At 65.7% G+C, this 16,236-nt stretch carries 18 protein-coding genes and 1 pseudogene; 9 read left to right on the plus strand and 10 right to left on the minus strand.

The window, feature by feature from the left end; translation table 11 throughout:
* Together ACREBX_RS15870 and ACREBX_RS15875 are read right to left on the minus strand one after the other, a co-directional pair.
* Window positions 1-387: pseudogene (locus tag ACREBX_RS15870) on the minus strand (hypothetical protein); the annotation flags it as partial.
* A gap of 49 nt (window positions 388-436) precedes the next feature.
* Window positions 437-1,912 carry a sensor histidine kinase gene (locus ACREBX_RS15875; protein ID WP_431562705.1) on the minus strand — a complete coding sequence of 492 codons (1,476 nt, stop codon included), beginning with the start codon at window positions 1,910-1,912 and terminating at the stop codon, window positions 437-439.
* 280 nt (window positions 1,913-2,192) lie between these two features.
* Between ACREBX_RS15875 and ACREBX_RS15880 the strand changes: the two genes are divergently transcribed.
* Window positions 2,193-2,987 carry a response regulator gene (locus ACREBX_RS15880; RefSeq protein ID WP_431562706.1) on the plus strand — a complete coding sequence of 265 codons (795 nt, stop codon included), beginning with the start codon at window positions 2,193-2,195 and terminating at the stop codon, window positions 2,985-2,987.
* A 57-nt stretch (window positions 2,988-3,044) separates the two neighbouring features.
* Here ACREBX_RS15880 and ACREBX_RS15885 read toward each other — a convergent pair whose 3' ends face one another.
* On the minus strand, window positions 3,045-3,599 hold the full coding sequence (locus ACREBX_RS15885) for a sigma-70 family RNA polymerase sigma factor (RefSeq protein WP_431562722.1): 555 nt from the start codon (window positions 3,597-3,599) through the stop codon (window positions 3,045-3,047).
* Window positions 3,600-3,891: 292 nt separating this feature from the next.
* On the opposite strand from ACREBX_RS15885, the gene ACREBX_RS15890 reads away from it, so the two are divergent.
* The 4 genes from ACREBX_RS15890 to ACREBX_RS15905 all read left to right on the plus strand — a co-directional run bounded on the left by ACREBX_RS15890 (window position 3,892) and on the right by ACREBX_RS15905 (window position 6,873).
* Entirely contained in the window at window positions 3,892-4,122 is a 231-nt protein-coding gene (locus ACREBX_RS15890) for a NepR family anti-sigma factor (RefSeq protein WP_431562707.1), read from the plus strand.
* Window positions 4,122-4,757 (plus strand): sigma-70 family RNA polymerase sigma factor, encoded by a 636-nt coding sequence (locus ACREBX_RS15895; protein ID WP_431562708.1) that lies wholly within the window; start codon window positions 4,122-4,124, stop codon window positions 4,755-4,757. The genes ACREBX_RS15890 and ACREBX_RS15895 overlap by 1 nt, the downstream gene beginning before the upstream one ends.
* A gap of 69 nt (window positions 4,758-4,826) precedes the next feature.
* The gene (locus ACREBX_RS15900; RefSeq protein WP_431562709.1) at window positions 4,827-6,005 is read left to right on the plus strand and encodes a PQQ-dependent sugar dehydrogenase; all 1,179 of its coding nucleotides are present in this window, start codon (window positions 4,827-4,829) and stop codon (window positions 6,003-6,005) included.
* Window positions 6,006-6,123: 118 nt separating this feature from the next.
* On the plus strand, window positions 6,124-6,873 hold the full coding sequence (locus ACREBX_RS15905) for an esterase/lipase family protein (RefSeq protein ID WP_431562710.1): 750 nt from the start codon (window positions 6,124-6,126) through the stop codon (window positions 6,871-6,873).
* Window positions 6,874-7,006: 133 nt separating this feature from the next.
* Here the strand turns inward: ACREBX_RS15905 and ACREBX_RS15910 are convergent, their stop codons facing one another.
* Window positions 7,007-7,525: a GNAT family N-acetyltransferase gene (locus ACREBX_RS15910; RefSeq protein WP_431562711.1), complete on the minus strand. Its 519-nt coding sequence runs from the start codon at window positions 7,523-7,525 to the stop codon at window positions 7,007-7,009.
* 247 nt (window positions 7,526-7,772) lie between these two features.
* On the opposite strand from ACREBX_RS15910, the gene ACREBX_RS15915 reads away from it, so the two are divergent.
* The gene (locus tag ACREBX_RS15915; RefSeq protein ID WP_431562712.1) at window positions 7,773-8,234 is read left to right on the plus strand and encodes an RrF2 family transcriptional regulator; all 462 of its coding nucleotides are present in this window, start codon (window positions 7,773-7,775) and stop codon (window positions 8,232-8,234) included.
* Entirely contained in the window at window positions 8,227-8,922 is a 696-nt protein-coding gene (locus tag ACREBX_RS15920) for a class I SAM-dependent methyltransferase (RefSeq protein WP_431562713.1), read from the plus strand. The genes ACREBX_RS15915 and ACREBX_RS15920 overlap by 8 nt, the downstream gene beginning before the upstream one ends.
* Window positions 8,923-8,937: 15 nt before the next feature.
* Here the strand turns inward: ACREBX_RS15920 and ACREBX_RS15925 are convergent, their stop codons facing one another.
* Together ACREBX_RS15925 and ACREBX_RS15930 are read right to left on the minus strand one after the other, a co-directional pair.
* Entirely contained in the window at window positions 8,938-10,101 is a 1,164-nt protein-coding gene (locus ACREBX_RS15925; protein ID WP_431562714.1) for a helix-turn-helix transcriptional regulator, read from the minus strand.
* A gap of 278 nt (window positions 10,102-10,379) precedes the next feature.
* Complete coding sequence (locus tag ACREBX_RS15930; RefSeq protein WP_431562715.1) at window positions 10,380-10,814, minus strand: VOC family protein; 435 nt, start codon at window positions 10,812-10,814, stop codon at window positions 10,380-10,382.
* Between the two features lie 164 nt (window positions 10,815-10,978).
* On the opposite strand from ACREBX_RS15930, the gene ACREBX_RS15935 reads away from it, so the two are divergent.
* Both ACREBX_RS15935 and ACREBX_RS15940 read left to right on the plus strand, forming a co-directional pair.
* Window positions 10,979-12,298 (plus strand): S41 family peptidase, encoded by a 1,320-nt coding sequence (locus ACREBX_RS15935; RefSeq protein ID WP_431562716.1) that lies wholly within the window; start codon window positions 10,979-10,981, stop codon window positions 12,296-12,298.
* A complete protein-coding gene (locus tag ACREBX_RS15940; protein WP_431562717.1) occupies window positions 12,282-12,761 on the plus strand; it encodes a MarR family winged helix-turn-helix transcriptional regulator in 480 nt (159 codons plus the stop codon). Before ACREBX_RS15935 ends, ACREBX_RS15940 begins: the two co-directional genes overlap by 17 nt.
* Here ACREBX_RS15940 and ACREBX_RS15945 read toward each other — a convergent pair whose 3' ends face one another.
* The 4 genes from ACREBX_RS15945 to ACREBX_RS15960 form a co-directional block, all read right to left on the minus strand.
* The gene (locus ACREBX_RS15945) at window positions 12,762-13,244 is read right to left on the minus strand and encodes an N-acetyltransferase family protein (RefSeq protein ID WP_431562718.1); all 483 of its coding nucleotides are present in this window, start codon (window positions 13,242-13,244) and stop codon (window positions 12,762-12,764) included. It abuts the gene before it with no gap.
* A gap of 40 nt (window positions 13,245-13,284) precedes the next feature.
* Window positions 13,285-14,211: a homocysteine S-methyltransferase family protein gene (locus ACREBX_RS15950; protein WP_431562719.1), complete on the minus strand. Its 927-nt coding sequence runs from the start codon at window positions 14,209-14,211 to the stop codon at window positions 13,285-13,287.
* A gap of 71 nt (window positions 14,212-14,282) precedes the next feature.
* Complete coding sequence (locus ACREBX_RS15955) at window positions 14,283-14,681, minus strand: acyl-CoA thioesterase (RefSeq protein WP_431562720.1); 399 nt, start codon at window positions 14,679-14,681, stop codon at window positions 14,283-14,285.
* A 151-nt stretch (window positions 14,682-14,832) separates the two neighbouring features.
* A complete protein-coding gene (locus tag ACREBX_RS15960) occupies window positions 14,833-16,083 on the minus strand; it encodes a threonine ammonia-lyase (protein WP_431562721.1) in 1,251 nt (416 codons plus the stop codon).
* Window positions 16,084-16,236 lie beyond the last annotated feature (153 nt).

Here is a 16,236-nt window from a genome sequence, read left to right on the forward strand (position 1 = left end):
GCAATAGAGCGGGCAGCGCGGGCAGCGATCGACCGCGCGCGCGACGTCACCCAGCGTTTTCACATCATCATCGAGGAGCAGTTCGTCGGGCACGCGCGTCCGCCATTTGTCGGTCAGAGGGTTCGCCATGGAAACGGCCGCTTCGCGCATGCGTTCCACCCGCGCTTCGGCGCCCGCGAGCAGCGGCGCAATCGACCTCGGTATCGGTCGTCCGCGCGAGCAAATGCCGGTCGCGCGCCGCGCGCCAGACGATCCGGTAAAGCCGCGCCCGAACTTCCGGGTCGCCACCGAATCGCGTTTCACCGTCCCCGACGACGCGCAGGGCGCGTCATATTTGGCCGCATCGGCCAATATGGCGAGCTTTTCCAGAATCGGTTTGGCGGACATACCCTATGGCTAGCATAGGAACATAAAGAGAACAAATTGCTCGCCGCGCCTAAGCCTCGCGCCACTTTGCGGGCAGCGCGATCTCGACCACCAGCCCGGTCGGTTCCCAGTGGCGCGCGATCGTGCCGCCCAGATTGTTGCGCACGCTGCGTTCCATCAGCAGCGTACCGAAACTGGTGCGGTCGGGCGGCCCGATCGGCCCCTGCGTTCCGGTTTCAGTCCAGGTCAGGCGGAACATCCGCGCCTCGCTGCCTTTGGAATCCTGCGACCAGTTGACCTCGACGCGGCCCGCGTCGGTCATCAGCGCGCCATGCTTGACCGCATTGGTGGCGAGTTCGTTGAACACCAGCGCCATCGCGACCAGCGCGTTTTCGGGCAGCAGCAGGTCGGGGCCCGACCAGCGGATGCGCGGAAAGGCTGCCTCGACTTCGCGCATCAGCGCGTGCATCGACCCGGTCATGAAATTGGCGCCGAGCAGCACATTCTGCGCACGGTTGAGCGCGTCGAGCCGGCTGCTGATCCGCTCGACATAATCGTCGACATCGCGCGCGGCGTGACGGGTGAGCGAGATGATCGCGCTAACCGTCGCGAACAGGTTGCGCATCCGGTGGTGCAATTCGCGCATCAACAGATTGGCATTTTCCTGCCGGCTTTTCTGTTCGGTGATGTCGATGCTGACCCCGGTCAGCATTGCATCGTCCGACCGCACATCCCAGTCGCCGCGCACGGCGTTCCAGCGCACCCCGCGCTCGGGATTGAGAACGCGATATTCGGCCGCATAGGGCGTCCCGTTCGCGATCGCTTCCTTCAGTATCTCGCGCAACGCGGCGCGGTCGTCGGGGTGGACGAGATCGAAAAATCCGTGGCCGGTCGCAAGCATCGCCTGGAATTCGGAGCCCCATAGTTCGGCGCCGGCGCCCTGCGTGTTCAGCCGGTCGGTGCGCGGATCATATTGCCACGTCGCTATCCCTGAAAAATCGAGCGCGCGTTCGAGCGTCCGGCGCGCCTCGTCGCGCTCGACGCCGATGCGGCGGAGATCGGCCTCGGCCATGATGATCCCGGCGAAATCCCCGAGCCGCTCGAGCTCGACATCGGTCAACGGTCCGCGTTCTTCGCGGTCGATCACGCACAGGCTGCCGAGGATCGCGCCGTTATAAGCGCGCAGCGGCACCCCGGCATAGAAACGGATGTGCAGGTCGCCGGTCACCAGCGGATTGTCCTGAAAGCGCGGATCGCCCAGCACGTCGGTTACCATCACCGGCCGCTCCTCGGCGATGACATATTGGCAAAAGCTCATCTCGCGCGGCGTTTCGGGGGTATCGAGGCCATGGGCCGATTTGAACCACTGGCGGCAATCGTCGACCAGCGAGACCAGCGCGATCGGCACGCCGTACAAGTCGGCGACCATTTTCGTCACGCGGTCGAACGCTGGTTCGGGCGCAGTATCCATGATGCGATATTCACGAAGCGTGTCGAGGCGCAGCCTCTCGGCCCGTTCCGCCTCTTCGTCTCCCCCGTCCGCCAATACCCGTCCCTCGCTGCCTTGCGATGCCGATGGCCCTGCATCGCTCATTTCCCCGGGGCGCCGCTCTGCCATGAAAATGGTCCCTACAAAAGCACACATCCCGCGCAAAGGGAAAGTGGTTTCATTCCACCAACTTACACTGCAACATCTTCGCGTCCCGGTAGACTCTACGCACCGCGGCGCGACAAGTTGCAGCGCCCCGCGCCGCTCTTTCGGCCGCCACGCGGAACCGACCCGCGCCGGGACGCGTATGACTGCACTCAAGAGGGAGCATTTTTTGATGACATTGGGTGAGGAACTTCGCGGGCATCTGCCCTTCCTGCGCCGTTATGCGCGGGCTTTGACGGGCAGCCAGCAGCATGGCGACAATTTCGTCCACACGACGCTCGAAGTCATCGTTGCAGCGCCCGACGAATTCCACAGCGGCGAAGGCACCCGGATCGACCTCTACCGCAATTTCCACCGCATCTGGGAAAGCGCCTATATCGACGAGGGCGAAGACAGCGATGAAGGCGAGCACCCGCTCGTCCGCGCCGCGCATCGGCGCCTCGTCCAGATCACCCCGCTCGGCCGGCAGATCCTGTTGCTCACCGCGCTCGAGGGCTTTTCGGTCGAGGAGGCCGGGCTGATCACCGGCACCGACGGGCCGACGGTCGAAACCCTGCTCGCCGATGCGGTCGGCGAACTCGACCGCGAATCGCAAACCTCGGTGTTGATCATCGAAGACGAACCGCTGATCGCGATGGAGCTCGAACAGATTGTGCGCGATCTGGGCCACCGCGTCGCGGGCATCGCGACGACCCACGAAGATGCGGTGGCGGCGTTCGAACGGACCGACGCGGGGCTCGTCCTTGCCGACATCCAGCTTGCCGACGGATCGTCGGGGATCGACGCGGTGCAGGACATTTTGGCGATCGCGCCGGTCCCGGCGATCTTCATCACCGCCTTTCCCGAAAAATTGCTCACGGGCGGATGCGTCGAACCGACCTTCCTGATTTCAAAGCCGTTCCGCGAAAACACCGTGCGCGCGGCGATCAGCCAGAGCCTGCTCTTCACGCCGCAGCTCGCGGCATAGGGCGTCCTTTTTCTCCCTCCCGTTTGCGGGAGAGGAGAAGCATTTACCGAAACAGCCTCAGTCCCCGGCGGGACCGTTCGCGGTCAGCTGATCGACATTGTCCATGATCGTGCGGAACGCCTCGCTGGATGGCACCACGTCGGTGCTGCGCCGTGGCATTTCGCCGCTTTCCAATATCGTCTGCAGCGCGGCGCGGCCGCGCGACACGCGGCTTTTCATCGTCCCCACCGCGCAGCCGCAGATCGCCGCACCTTCCTCATAGGATAATTGCCCGGCCCCGATCAGCACCAGCGCCTCGCGCTGGTCGACCGGCAGCAGCATCAACGCGCGCTGCACGTCGGCCAGGTGCAGGCTGTCGTCCTGGTCGTCGGGCGCGACAAGCAACCGCTCGGCCGCCATCTCGTCATATTCGGCGGTGAATTTCTTGCGCCGCATCTGCGACAGGAAACAATTGCGCAGGATGACGAACGCCCAGCTCTTCATGCTGGCGGGCCCCGGCACATATTGCGCACGCGCCTTCCACGCCTTCAGCATCGTTTCCTGCACCAGATCGTCGGCAAGGTCGGCGTTACCCGTCAGGCTGCGCCCGAATGCGCGCAGATGCGGCAACATCGCCGCGAGTTCGCGCTTGAAGCTGGCATCGTCGAGCGGCTGAGGCGTTTCGTCGCTAGTCACACAATCCTGATCGCTTGGGCGCCCTGAAGCACCGCTGAATAGACATAGGGCTTAGCGGGTTGAATCCATTATGGGAACCAAAAGCGCACCCAAAGAGGCAGTAACCGATGCCGGGCGGACCAGAGATTGTGCTTTTGCCGCAACACGGTTCGTCGAAAAAACCAGCGGCATGGGAACCCGGGGCCGTTCCCGTCGTTGCTCCCGCATGGCTACGCAAGGCAACAACAGGATGAACGGCAAGAGCCCCCTTCCCCCGGGCGCCGACGCGCCGCACCGCACGCTGGGAAGCTTTCCCGGCACGAACGGCGACCAGTGGCACCGCACCCTGACCGGGCGGCAGGCGCCCGAGCCGGTGGGCGCGAAGCTGCGCATGATCTATGGCAATGTCGTCGCCGAAAAACTGCCCGATAATATGCTCGACCTTCTTTCCCAGCTCGATCAGAAAAGCTCGAAGCAATAATGACCGGAACCACCGCCGCTGCTTCGCAGCCGCAGGCCGAAACCCTGTCCGACAGCGAATTCAAGACGCTGCTCGCCGGCGTCATTCCGCACCTTCGCGCCTATGGCCGCAGCCTGTCGGGCAATCCCGACCTCGCCGACGATCTGACGCAGGACACGATGGTCAAGGCATGGGCGTCGCGCGAGCGGTTCGAACGCGGCACCTCGATCAAGGCGTGGACCTTCGTCATCCTGCGCAACACCTTCCTGTCGCAGATGCGCCGCAACAAGTTCGTCGGCGAATATGACGAGACCGCGGTCGAGCGTACGATGTCGACCCCCGCCAGCCAGGAAGACAGCGGCGAGATGGCCGACCTCCAGCGCGGCCTGATGGAATTGCCGCAGGACCAGCGTGAGGCGCTGATCCTCGTCGGCGCCGGCGGGCTGTCCTATGAAGAAGCCGCCAGCATCTGCGACTGCGCGCTCGGCACGATGAAAAGCCGCGTCTCGCGTGCCCGCGCCGCGCTCGAGGAAATCATGAACAGCGGCCAGTTTTCGCAGAAGCGCGCCGACGCGCCGCCGTCGAGCGAAGCGGTCGACGCGATCATGGACAGTGTCGAGACGATCACCGCGCGGCGCGAGGCCGCGAGCCGCTAAGCCCTCTCGACTTTGCGGCAAGGGCGCGTCAGAACGACGCATCCGTCCCCAGCGAAGCGAGCCCTTTCGATGAAAAATCTGCCGCATCTTGCCCTGATTTCCGCACTGGCCGTCGCCGCCTGCTCGGCCGCCCCGGCGTCGACCGAGGCCGCGCCCGCCGACACCGCCAAACTCGACGCCTCGGGCGCGCAGCCCGCGACGCCGCTCGCCGACGCGCCCTTCACGGTCAAGGAGGTCGCGAGCTTCAACGAACCCTGGGCGATGACCTTTGTCCCCGGCACGCGCGCGGCGCTCGTCACCGAGCGATCGGGCAAATTGAAGCTGTGGCAGGAAAGCGGCCCGACGCTCGACGTCGCGGGTGTCCCCGCGGTCGCCTATGGCGGTCAGGGCGGCTTCGGCGACGTCATCGTCGCGCCCGACTTTGCGACCAGCGGCACCATCTATCTGAGCTGGGCCGAACCCGGCGTCGGCAAAACCTATGGCGCCGTCGTCGGCAAGGCCAGGCTCAAACAGGGCGCCGCCCCGGCGCTCGAAGGACTCCAGATCATCTGGAAACAGGATCCCAAGGTCACAGGGCAGGGCCATTATTCGCACCGCCTCGCCTTCTCGCCCGACGGCAAATATCTCTTCATCGGATCGGGCGAGCGCCAGAAGTTCACGCCCGCGCAGGACATGACCGGCAATCTCGGCAAGGTCCTGCGCCTGTATCCCGACGGCAGCGTCCCCGCCGACAACCCCTTCGCCAGTGAGGGCGGCGTGACCGCGCAAATCTGGTCGCTCGGCCACCGCAACATCCTGGGGCTGGCCTTCGACGGCACCGGCAAGCTGTGGAACCAGGAAATGGGGCCGAAGGGCGGCGACGAGGTCAATCTGGTCGAGGCGAAGGCGAATTACGGCTATCCGATCGTGTCGAACGGCGACCATTATGACAGCAAGGATATTCCCGACCATCCGACGCGCCCCGAATTCGCGGCGCCGAAACTCTGGTGGAACCCGTCGGTGTCGCCCGCCGGGCTCGTCTGGTATGGCGGCGACCTCTACCCGGGCTGGAAGAACAGCCTGCTGATGGGTGCGTTGTCTGGCGCGGGACTTGTGCGCATGGCGATCGACGGGGACAAGCTCCACAAATCCGACCGCTGGGATTTCCAAGACCGTATTCGCGAGGTCGAGGTGCGCGACGACGGCTCGATCTGGCTGCTCACCGACGGCGACGGCGGCAAGCTGGTGAAGCTCGTCCCGAAGCGCTGACCCTCATTTCGTCACCCCGGGCTTGATCCGGGGTCCGGCTTCCCCATCTGGGGGGTGGAGCAAGGGGTCCACCGATTCCCGCTTTCGCGGGAATGACGATTATGGGATTAGACCCACGATGATCCGCGGCTTCCTCACCCGGCGCGCCGAATGGCCCGCGCGCATTCCCGATCCCGACTCGCTGCCGCCGCTGACATTGCTGTGGCGCGAGATCGGGTCGCTGGCGCGCGCTCTTGGCGGCCGCATCCGTCCGATGCCGCCCGAACCCAACCCCGACAGCGACCATCCGCCGGTGATGGTCCTCCCCGGTTTCCTGTCGGGCGACTGGGCGACCAAGGCGCTGCGCGCCGACCTCCGCCGCTCGGGTTTCCGCTGTTACGCCTGGGGCCTCGGCTTCAACCGCGGCGCGACCCCCGACATCATCGATCGCATCGACGCCCGCGTGCAGTGGATCATCGACCGCACCGGCTATGCTCCGGCGCTCGTCGGGTGGAGCCTTGGCGGCATTTATGCGCGCGAATATGCCAAGCATCACCCGGGCAAAGTCGCGCGCGTCGTCACCTTGGGTTCGCCCTTTTCGGGCAGTCGCCGCGCCAACCGCGCATGGCGCCTCTATCACCTCGTCGCGCGCCATCCGGTCGACAATCCGCCGATCGACTTCCACCCCGCGCCGCGCCCCGAAATGCCGACTTTCGCGCTCTGGTCGAAACATGACGGCGTCGTCGCGGTCAGCAGCGCGCGCGGCCAGCCGCACGAAAGCGACCGGCAGGTCGAGGTCGACTGCGGCCATATGGGCTTCGCCTATGCGCCCACCTCGGTCGCCGCGATCGTCAAGGCGCTGACCGAAGAGGTGTCGGAGCCGGATTGATCCTCCCTGCGCCGTAGGCGTGGGGAGGTGGCAGCGCGAAGCGCTGACGGAGGGGCTATAACGCGACGTCGCGGCCCCTCCATCACCCTACGGGCGGTCCCCCTCCCCATCGCTACGCGACAGGGAGGATCACTCAGCAGACGTCGATGCGATAGGCGGGCGCGGCGCGCCATGCCATCAGCATCCTTCCCGGTCGCCGCCCCGTGCGCCCCGTCGAAACGAAGCCGATCCGCCGCAGCAGCGCACGCGATCGCTCGTTGTCGGGATGGCATTCGGCGACGATCGAGCAGCCCGGCCGCGAGGAGGCGAGCGCGCCGACGACCGCGCGCACCGCCTCGGTCGCGATACCCTTCCCGCGCGCGCGCGCCGCGAACCAGTAACCGATCTCATATTCCTGTCCCATGCGACGGTGCACCCCGATCACACCGTTGAGATCGAGGCCGCTTTCGTCGCGCACCGCATGAAACACATCGCCGCCGCCCGATCCCGCGATCAGCGCGCGCGCGTCGGCTTCGGTGAAGGGCGCGGTCAGGAAATCGACCTGCGAGGTCACCGTCTCGTCGGTGATCGCGGACAAGGCGCGCGCATCATCGGCAAAGAGCGGCGTGATGCGGCAATGGTCGGTCGACAGGGCAAGCAAGGTATCGGTCATGTCGCGTCTTCTTCAAAAAAGCGCACGCCGTGACCGGGGGGTTGTGGTGTCATGATGACCATTCGCCTTGTCCGAACACGGCGGCGATGGTCACAGGTGATGCCATGCCGCTCCTATGTAAAGGAGCGCCAATACGCCTTGAATCGGGTGGATCGGTCGTTGGTCATCGCGAGCAGGCGTAACAGCGCCGCGCTCGCCGATCAAGTCCGGCCTTGACGATCGCGTTTCTTGCACTATTTGAAGTTACATGAAACGCGACAGCCGACTCTCGGGCGTGCTCCACGTCCTCCTCCACATGGCCGAACAGGGCACACCGATGACCTCGGACCAGCTCGCGAAAGCCATGCAGACGCACCCGGTCGTCATCCGCCGGATCCTCGGCGGGCTGCGCGATGCGGGCTTCGTCCATAGCGAAAAGGGCCATGGCGGCGGCTGGACGATCGCGCGCGATCTCGCCGAGATCACGATGCGCGACGTCTATGACGCGATCGGCCGGCCCAGCCTGATGGCGATGGGCAACCGCACCGAAGCGCCCGGCTGCCTCGTCGAGCAAGCGGTCAACGCCGCGCTCGATAGCAGTTTTCAAGAGGCCGAGGTGCTGCTGCTCGCGCGCTTCGGCGAGGTAACGCTCGCGGCGCTCGCCGCCGATTTCCACGCGCGCATGGCCGCACGATCCCCCACCACCGCACAGGAGCATATTCATGGCTGAAGGCGCCCAACATTTCCTCGACAGCTTCAAGGACCCCGAAGCGGTCGCGCGCTATACCGAAGGGCCGCGGCGCTTCGTGCCCGGGCTCGACGGGCTCCACCGCATGACCGGGCTCCTGCTCGCCGAGCGCGTCCCCGACGACGCGCATATCCTCGTGCTCGGCGCGGGCGGCGGCAGCGAAATGAAGGCGATGGCGGAGGCGCATCCGGGCTGGCGCTTCACCGGGGTCGATCCCGCGGGGCCGATGCTCGATCTCGCGGCTGAGGTGCTTGGGCCGAACGCCGGTCGCGCAGAGCTGGTCGAAGGCTATATCGACGACGCCCCGGCCGGCCCGTTCGACGGCGCGACCTGCCTCCTCACCCTTCATTTCCTCGCTGCCGAGGAACGCATCCGCACCGCCGCCGAAATCCGCGCCCGTCTCAAACCCGGCGCGCCGTTCGTGGCCGCGCACGGCAGCTTCCCGCAAGGCGCGCACGAACGCGACCGCTGGCTCGACCGCTACGCCGCCTTTGCCATCGCATCGGGCGGCGACCCCGAACAAGTCGCCAAGGGCCGCGAAGCCGTCGCCACCCACGTCGCGATGCTGAGCCCCGAAGCCGACGAAGACGTGCTGCGCACCGCCGGTTTCCACGATGTCGAGCAATTCTACGCCGCCTTCACCTGGCGCGGCTGGGTGGGATATGCGTAAGCGAAGCCGACGCGCCTAATTCGCTCCCGGCGCAGGCAGGCGCGCGAGCAGCGCGACGAGCTGGGCCTGGGTGGTCGCGCCGGTCTTGCGAAATATCCCTTTCAGAAGGAAGCGGACCGCGTTGACGCTGACCGCCCGCAGCGCCGCATAGTCCTTCAGCGTGTCGCCCGCGGCAAGGGCGACGGCAAGGCGGGCTTCGGCCGGGGTCAGCCCGAACCATTGCGCGACGCGGTCGATTTCGACCACCGGGGTCTCGCCCGGCGCGCTGCCGAGCGTGACGATCAGCGAGGCGCCGAGACGCACACCGCCGAGTTGCTGCGCCGACTGGCGCGTGACGCGCGCGACGAGCACGGGGCATTCGCTGTCCGCGTCGCCGACTGCCTGGAAGGCGAGGCCGGCGGGGTCGGAGCTTTTGACGAGGTCGAGCAATCGCTTCTGGCTGGCAGGATGGGTGAAGGCGAAGCGGTCCTGCGCGGTGCGAATGAAGCCCGCGCGTTCATAGCGCGGGGCACGGCTGTTCGCGGCGAGAATGTTGAGCTGGTCGTCGAGGCTGAAAATCGCGAAAGGCGCGGCGTTGGCGGCGGCGCGCGCCGCGCCGGCGGCCAGGTCGAGCGTCGCGATGCGGTCGCTGATCCGCATCGCGCGCTGCATATGCGGGGCGAGGACGCGCAGCCCGCGCTTCAATCGTCCGACATCGCGGTCGCCGGGGCCCGGCAGCATCAGCCCGAGCCGCTCGCTGCCGCGCTTGTCGAGCAGCACCGCGATCATCCGGTCGATCCCCCAGGGCGCAAGGAAGTTGCGGAAGAATTCGGTTTCCAGAAACTCGTCGCGGGTCATGATGTCGTTGCTGTCGACGACGCTGCCATTGCCGTATCGCATCAGTTTGCGCGACCAGGGGTGGTTGCCGGCGTACACTGCGGTGTAGATTTCCTGCACCCCGGCGGCGAGCCCGGTCGCGGCGACGAAGCGCGCGCTCGGCGGGCTGTTGCCTTCCCAGAGGATGAAAGCCGCCTCCCAGCTCAGCGGGCAAAGCGTGCCGGTGATGCGGGCGAGGGTTTCGTTCCAGCTTTCGGGATGGAGCACCGAATCATAGATTTCGCCGATCAGCGCGTTGAGCACTTCCCATTCGGCCGGCGCATTATGGTCGGACGGAAAGGTCGGTAGCTGGTCGCTCTGCATGCACTTCCCCCCAGAAGACCCGCAGCAATGTCATTTGAGAGGAGCCGGCGCGCGAAGGCAAGCGCAATGCGATAAAATGAAAATATTCTGTCCCCTACCCACCTGGGTAGTGAAATAATCCACCGAATCGGACATTAAGACGGTGCGACCCGAGGGAGATGGAACCAAGGCCATCTTGCTCTCTTGAAGTCCGTCGGCTTGCCGGCGGGCTTCATTTTTGGGCGCGGAAGATGCTGAGCGGGCAAGATGGCCGGAATGGCTTTACGCTCCAGTTCGCATCAGCCTTCGAAGCGAATCTCCACCGACGGCGCGCTGCGCTGATGCGCACCATGATAGACCGCTTCGATATTGTTACCGTCGGGGTCGAGCAGGAAGGCCGCATAATAGCCCGGATGATAGGGCCGCTCGTCCGGCGCGCCATTGTCGCGCCCGCCCGCCGCAAGACCCGCCTTGTAAAAACCATCGACCGCGGCCCGGTCCGCTGCCTGAAAGGCCAGATGGTGCCGGCCGGTCAGCTTGCCGAGCGCCGCCTCACTGTCCTTCGTCGATACGAACAGCTCATCGGCCCAGAAATAATCCTCGGCCTCACCGCCGATCGGCACGCCGAGACCATCGAAGATCGCACCGTAAAAGGCGCGGCTCGCCGTCAGGTCGGCGACGACCAGCTGGATATGATCGATCAACCGCCCGCGGTGCAGCAATTGCGTTTCCATGGATGGCTCCTCTCACGCCCGCGCCGCACACGAAAAACCACCTCGCCCGATGATGGTTCCCCCAGCCTTCCAGCCGCCTCGATCAATCGCCGGGCTTGCGTCGATGATAATTACAACATATTGCGCAATATGTTGTACGAATCACAGAGCAGACGGGAAGACAAATGAAAATCCGCCATTGGGCACTCATTCTGGCCGCCACAACCGCATGGACGGGAAGCGCCGCCACGGCGCAAGACGCGCCGCTCACGGCCGCCGACAAGCGCGCCGTCGTCGAGCAGCTCGGTAAGACGCTCGAGGCGAATTATGTCTTTCCCGACAAGGCCAGGACCATCGCCGCGGCGCTGCGCCGTCATCTCGACGCCGGCGAGTATGACGCCGCGCCCGACCGGCGCACGCTCGCGAGCGAACTGACCGACGATCTGATCGCCGCAAGCAACGACCTGCATTTCTCGGTCGGGGTCGATCCGGCATGGGTCGCCGACTATGCCGCGCGGCAGGACCCCGCCCGCGCCGCCGCGGTGCGCGAAGCTGAACGGCGCGAGGAGGTGCGGAAAAATTTCGGCTTTGCCGGTCTGCGCTATCTCGACGGCAATATCGCCTATGTCGACCTGACGCATTTCGCCGACCCCGAACCCGGCTATGACGCCGCTGCGGCGGCGATGCGCTTTATCGAGAATGGCGACGCGGTGATCTACGACCTGCGCTACAACAATGGCGGTTATCTCGAGATGGCCCAATTGCTCGCGAGCCAGCTCTTCCCGGGCGACAAGGATCAGGAACTGTTCGACTATTATTACACGCTCGACGGCCGCCGCGTCGAACGCGGCCAATGGGTACTCCCCGCGCTGCCCGCGAAGCGGCTGACCGGAAAACCCGTCTATGTCCTCACCGGCTCGACCAGCTTCTCGGCCGCCGAATGGTTCGCTTACACACTCAAGAAACTCGGCCGCGCGACGCTGGTCGGCGAACGCACCGCGGGCGGCGCGCATCCGGTCGATCGCAAGCCCGTCGGCACCGACTTTTTCGTGCAGGTGCCGATCGGTCAGATCCGCGACCCTATCGACCGCAGCGATTTCGAGGGACAGGGCGTCACGCCCGATCATCACGTCGCCTCGGCCGACGCCCTCGCGGTCGCGCACCGCCTTGCGCTCGCCGATCTTGCGAAGGCCGATCCCGCGAAACGGGCCGACGCCGACTGGTTCGCGCCCATGCTCGCCCCGCGCGCCCAGCCAACCACCGCCGCGCTCAAGGCGATCGCCGGCCGCTATGAAGGACGGCGCATCGACCTCGTCGAGGGCAAATTGCTCTATACCTGGCGCGAACGGCTGCGCCTGACGCTCGAACCGCTCGCCGGCGACCTGCTCGCGATCGAAGGTGTACGCGACTTCCGCTTCCGAATCGTGCGCAAAGGCGGCAAGGTCACGGCGCTCGAACGCATCGACCGCGACGGAACGACCCAGACCTATGCCCGCCTCGACTGACATCTCGACCGATCTCGACGACATCTCGTTCCTCGGCCGCCTCAGCGAAGCGCTGAGCCAGCGGATCGAGGAACAGACGCGTCCCTTGTTCGACGCCGCGGGTATCACCGTCCCCGTGCGGTCCTGCTCGCTGCTCACCGCACTCCTCGAAGCCGGCGAAGCCTCGGCCGCCGACCTCGCACGCGCGCTCGGCCAGTCGCACCAGCTGGTGATCCAGAAATGCCCTGCGCTGCTTCGCCTTGGCTTTATCACCCAGCACGCCGACCCCGCGGACGCGCGGCGCAAGATTTTCCGGCTGACCGATGCGGGCCACGACCAGCTACGCCGCATCGACGCCTACAGCGCGCGGATAAGCGAGGTATATCGCGCGCTCTTCGAAGAGGTCGGCGACGTCCACGGCGCGATATTGAAGGCGCTGCACGCGCTCGCCGACAAGCCGCTCAGCGAACGCGCCAGGGAATAGTCAGAGCGTCCGGAACATCACCAGCGCATCGACAAACCCCTCGACCGGATGATCGAAGGCTCCCGGCAGACGGCCGACGATCTCGAACCCCAGCGACTGCCACAGCCCCACCGCGCGCGCATTGGTGCTGACGACGAAGTTGAACTGCATCGCGCGAAACCCGCGCGCCTTTGCATGTTCGATCGAATGCAGGCCCATCGCCCGCGCGACCCCGCGCCCGGTCGTCGCCGCACCGGTCACATAACCCGCGTTGGCGACATGCGCGCCGCCGCCCGTCTGGTTGGCGCGCAGATAATGGGTGCCGAGGATGGCGCCGCCCTCTTCGGCAACGAACGCCTCCTTGTCGGTGTCGAACCAATACGCGAGCGCGGCCGCTTCGCCCATCTCGCGATCCAGCGTCAGCGTCTCGCCGGCTCGGATCACCGGCTCGATAATCGTCCAAATCGTGGCGGCGTCTTCGGGCGTGGCGGGACGGATCAGCATGGCGAACGCCTATGCCCGCGCACGCGCGCTGGCAACCACGCTACGCCGCACAGGCTTCCGCGATCGCCGTCACATGCCGCAAGTCGGTGCCGCAACAGCCGCCGACGACCTTGATCTGCGGAAAGCGGTCGATCAGCGCGCGATGTCGCACCGCAAGGTCGGCGGGATCGCCGATGTCGAGTTCGGTCATCACGTCGAGCTCGGCATGGCTGAGGCACGACGCGTTCGCGCGCACCCCGCCGATCCGCGCCGTCCACGCCGCGCTGTCATCCAATACCGCATCGAAATGCGTCGGATGTGCACAGTTGATCATATAATAGGCCGGGTAGCCGCCGGTCGCCGCATCGACCGCTGCGACAGCATCGCCCAGCGCATCCCCCGTCGGCAGCCGCCCGTCGGTCTCGACGGTGAAGCTGATCGCGACCGGCAGCCCCAGCGCCTTCGCCGCATTCGTCACGCCCACCGCCTCGGGAACATTCGTCATCGTGATCGCCGCCAGCATATCGACGCCCGCCCCCGCCAGCACGCCCGCCTGATGCGCATGATAGCCCTGCGCTTCCTCTATCCGCATGATCTTGCCGGGATCGTAGCCGTCGCCGCGCGGCCCGATGCAGCCGCTGATCACGACCGGGACATCGGCAAATTCGGTGCGCAATCCGCCGAGCAGCTCGATCGCCGCGCCGTTCAACGCGTCGAGTTCATCGGACGAAAAGCCGAGCGGCCCAGCCCAGTCGGGGCTCGCACGCCAGGTCGCGCTTTCGAGGATCAATCCCGTCCCCATCCGCCGCGCCAGATCGAGGAAATCGCGATAGTAGGCATCGAGGACGTCGAAGCCTTCGTCGGACGTGAGCAAGGTCACCGACGAAAAATGGGGCAAGTCGATGCCCTTGTTGAACAAAATATCGGTTTCCAGACCCGCGTCTGTCAGGAAAAACCGGTCTAGTTGCGGCAATGAAGAGATCGCCATCGTCAGCCCTCCCTCAAATATCCTTGGTGAATATTAAAAGGGAAGGTTCCAGTTGTCTATTGATCCTACCTTCAGTTACTTGTCAGAAAAGGCGCAACAATTTCGTCGGTCACCCGAAGCGGCCGCCCACTCGCCTTGTCGAGGAGCGCCCATACCGTCCGCGCGCGGACATGGACCTTTCCGTCGGCGCCGGCGAACTCCATGAAACGGTCGAACTTCGCCCCCTGCGGCTTGTCGGCGACCCACGTCCGCGCGGTCACCGTCTCGCCGGGGCCTAGCGCGCGCAGATAATCGATCTCGTGCCGCACCACGACCCAGATATAGGCGTCCTTGTGGCTCTGCGGCGCCGCGGCGTCCCAATGCGCCGTCGCGACCTGCTGGATCCACTGCACCCACACCGCATTGTTGACATGCCCCAGCTCGTCGATGGCGTCGGGGGTGGCGGTGAGGGAGAGGATGAAGTCTTTCATCGGCTTGCCATAGCAAGCCCCTCCCCTTCAGGGGACGGGTTGGGGTGGGGGCTATCAGCATAGCGCAAGGCCGCTGGCGCCCACCCGCTGCGACTACGCCAGCAAGCTGGCAAGTCTCCCTGCCCTCCCCTGAAGGAGAGGGCCTGCCTGATCATGCCAGCTCCACCGTCGTCACCATATAACCCGCATCGCGGAGCGCGGTGACGAGGCTGTCGAGATGCTCACGGTCGCGCGCTTCGCACTCGATGTCGGTGATCAACCCCTTGGCGGGCAGCGTCGTAAAGATGCGCTGGTGATAGATTTCGATGATGTTGACCTGCTTCTCGTCGAACAGCTTCATCACCTTGAACAGCGCGCCCGGCCGGTCCTGCAAGCGGATGCGCAGCCGAGCGATGCGGCCCGAGCGCGCCAGATCGCGCAGCAGCACGTTCGCGAGCAGCCGCGTGTCGATATTGCCGCCGGTGAGCACCAGTCCGACCTTGCGCCCGGCAAATTCCTCGGGGTGCGCGAGCATCGCCGCGAGCCCGGCGGCACCGGCGCCCTCGACCACCGTCTTCTCGATCTGAAGCAGCAGGCTGACCGCGCGTTCCAGATGCCGTTCGGCGACCAGCACGATGTCATCATTGAGTTCGGCGACCAGCTTGCGGGTATAGGATCCCGGTTCCTTGACCGCGATACCCTCGGCCAGCGTATCGCCCTCGCACGCCATGTCGACGCCGTTCAGCTCGGCATACATCGACGGGTAAAGCTCGGCCTGCACGCCGACGAGGCGCATGTCGTTCTTGATCCCGCGCGCCGCGGTGCCCATGCCCGCGAGCAACCCGCCGCCGCCGATCGGCACGATCAGCGTGTCGAGCTCGGGCACATCCTCGAGCATTTCGAGCGCCACCGTCCCCTGCCCCGCCGCGACATGCGGATGGTCGAAGGGATGGACGAAGGTCAGCCCGCGCTCGACTTCCAGCTCGCGCGCATGCGCATAGGCGTCGTCGAACTTCTCGCCGAACAGCACGATCGTCGCGCCGTGGCTCGCGGTCTGCGATACCTTTACCTGCGGCGTCGTGCTCGGCATCACGATGGTAACGGGAACGCCGAGGCGCTTGCCATGATAGGCAAGGCCCTGCGCATGATTGCCCGCCGACGCCGCGATCACACCGCGTTCGCGGGCTTCGGGCGCCATCAACAGCAAGGCGTTCAGCGCCCCGCGTTCCTTGTACGCCGCGGTGAATTGCAGATTTTCGAACTTCAGCCACACCTCGGCGCCGACCATTTCGGACAGCGTCTGCGAATGGAGCGTCGGGGTGCGGACGACCGCGCCGTTAATTCGCCCCGCTGCCGCGCGCACATCGTCCAATGTGATCGCCGAAAAATCGGCAGCGGAGGTCAGGGTAAGTTGATCTGTCATAACCGTGCGGCCCTAACGACAAGCCGGACGAAGGGGAAGGCCATTTAAGCCCCTCCCCTTCAGGGGAGGGCAGCGAGACTTGCGAACTTGTTCTTCAGTCGCAGCGGGTGGGGGCCGGCGGCCTTGCGCTACGCCGTCGGCCCCCACCCCAAC

It is taken from the genome of Sphingopyxis sp. (assembly GCF_050725655.1).
Classification (GTDB): domain Bacteria; phylum Pseudomonadota; class Alphaproteobacteria; order Sphingomonadales; family Sphingomonadaceae; genus Sphingopyxis.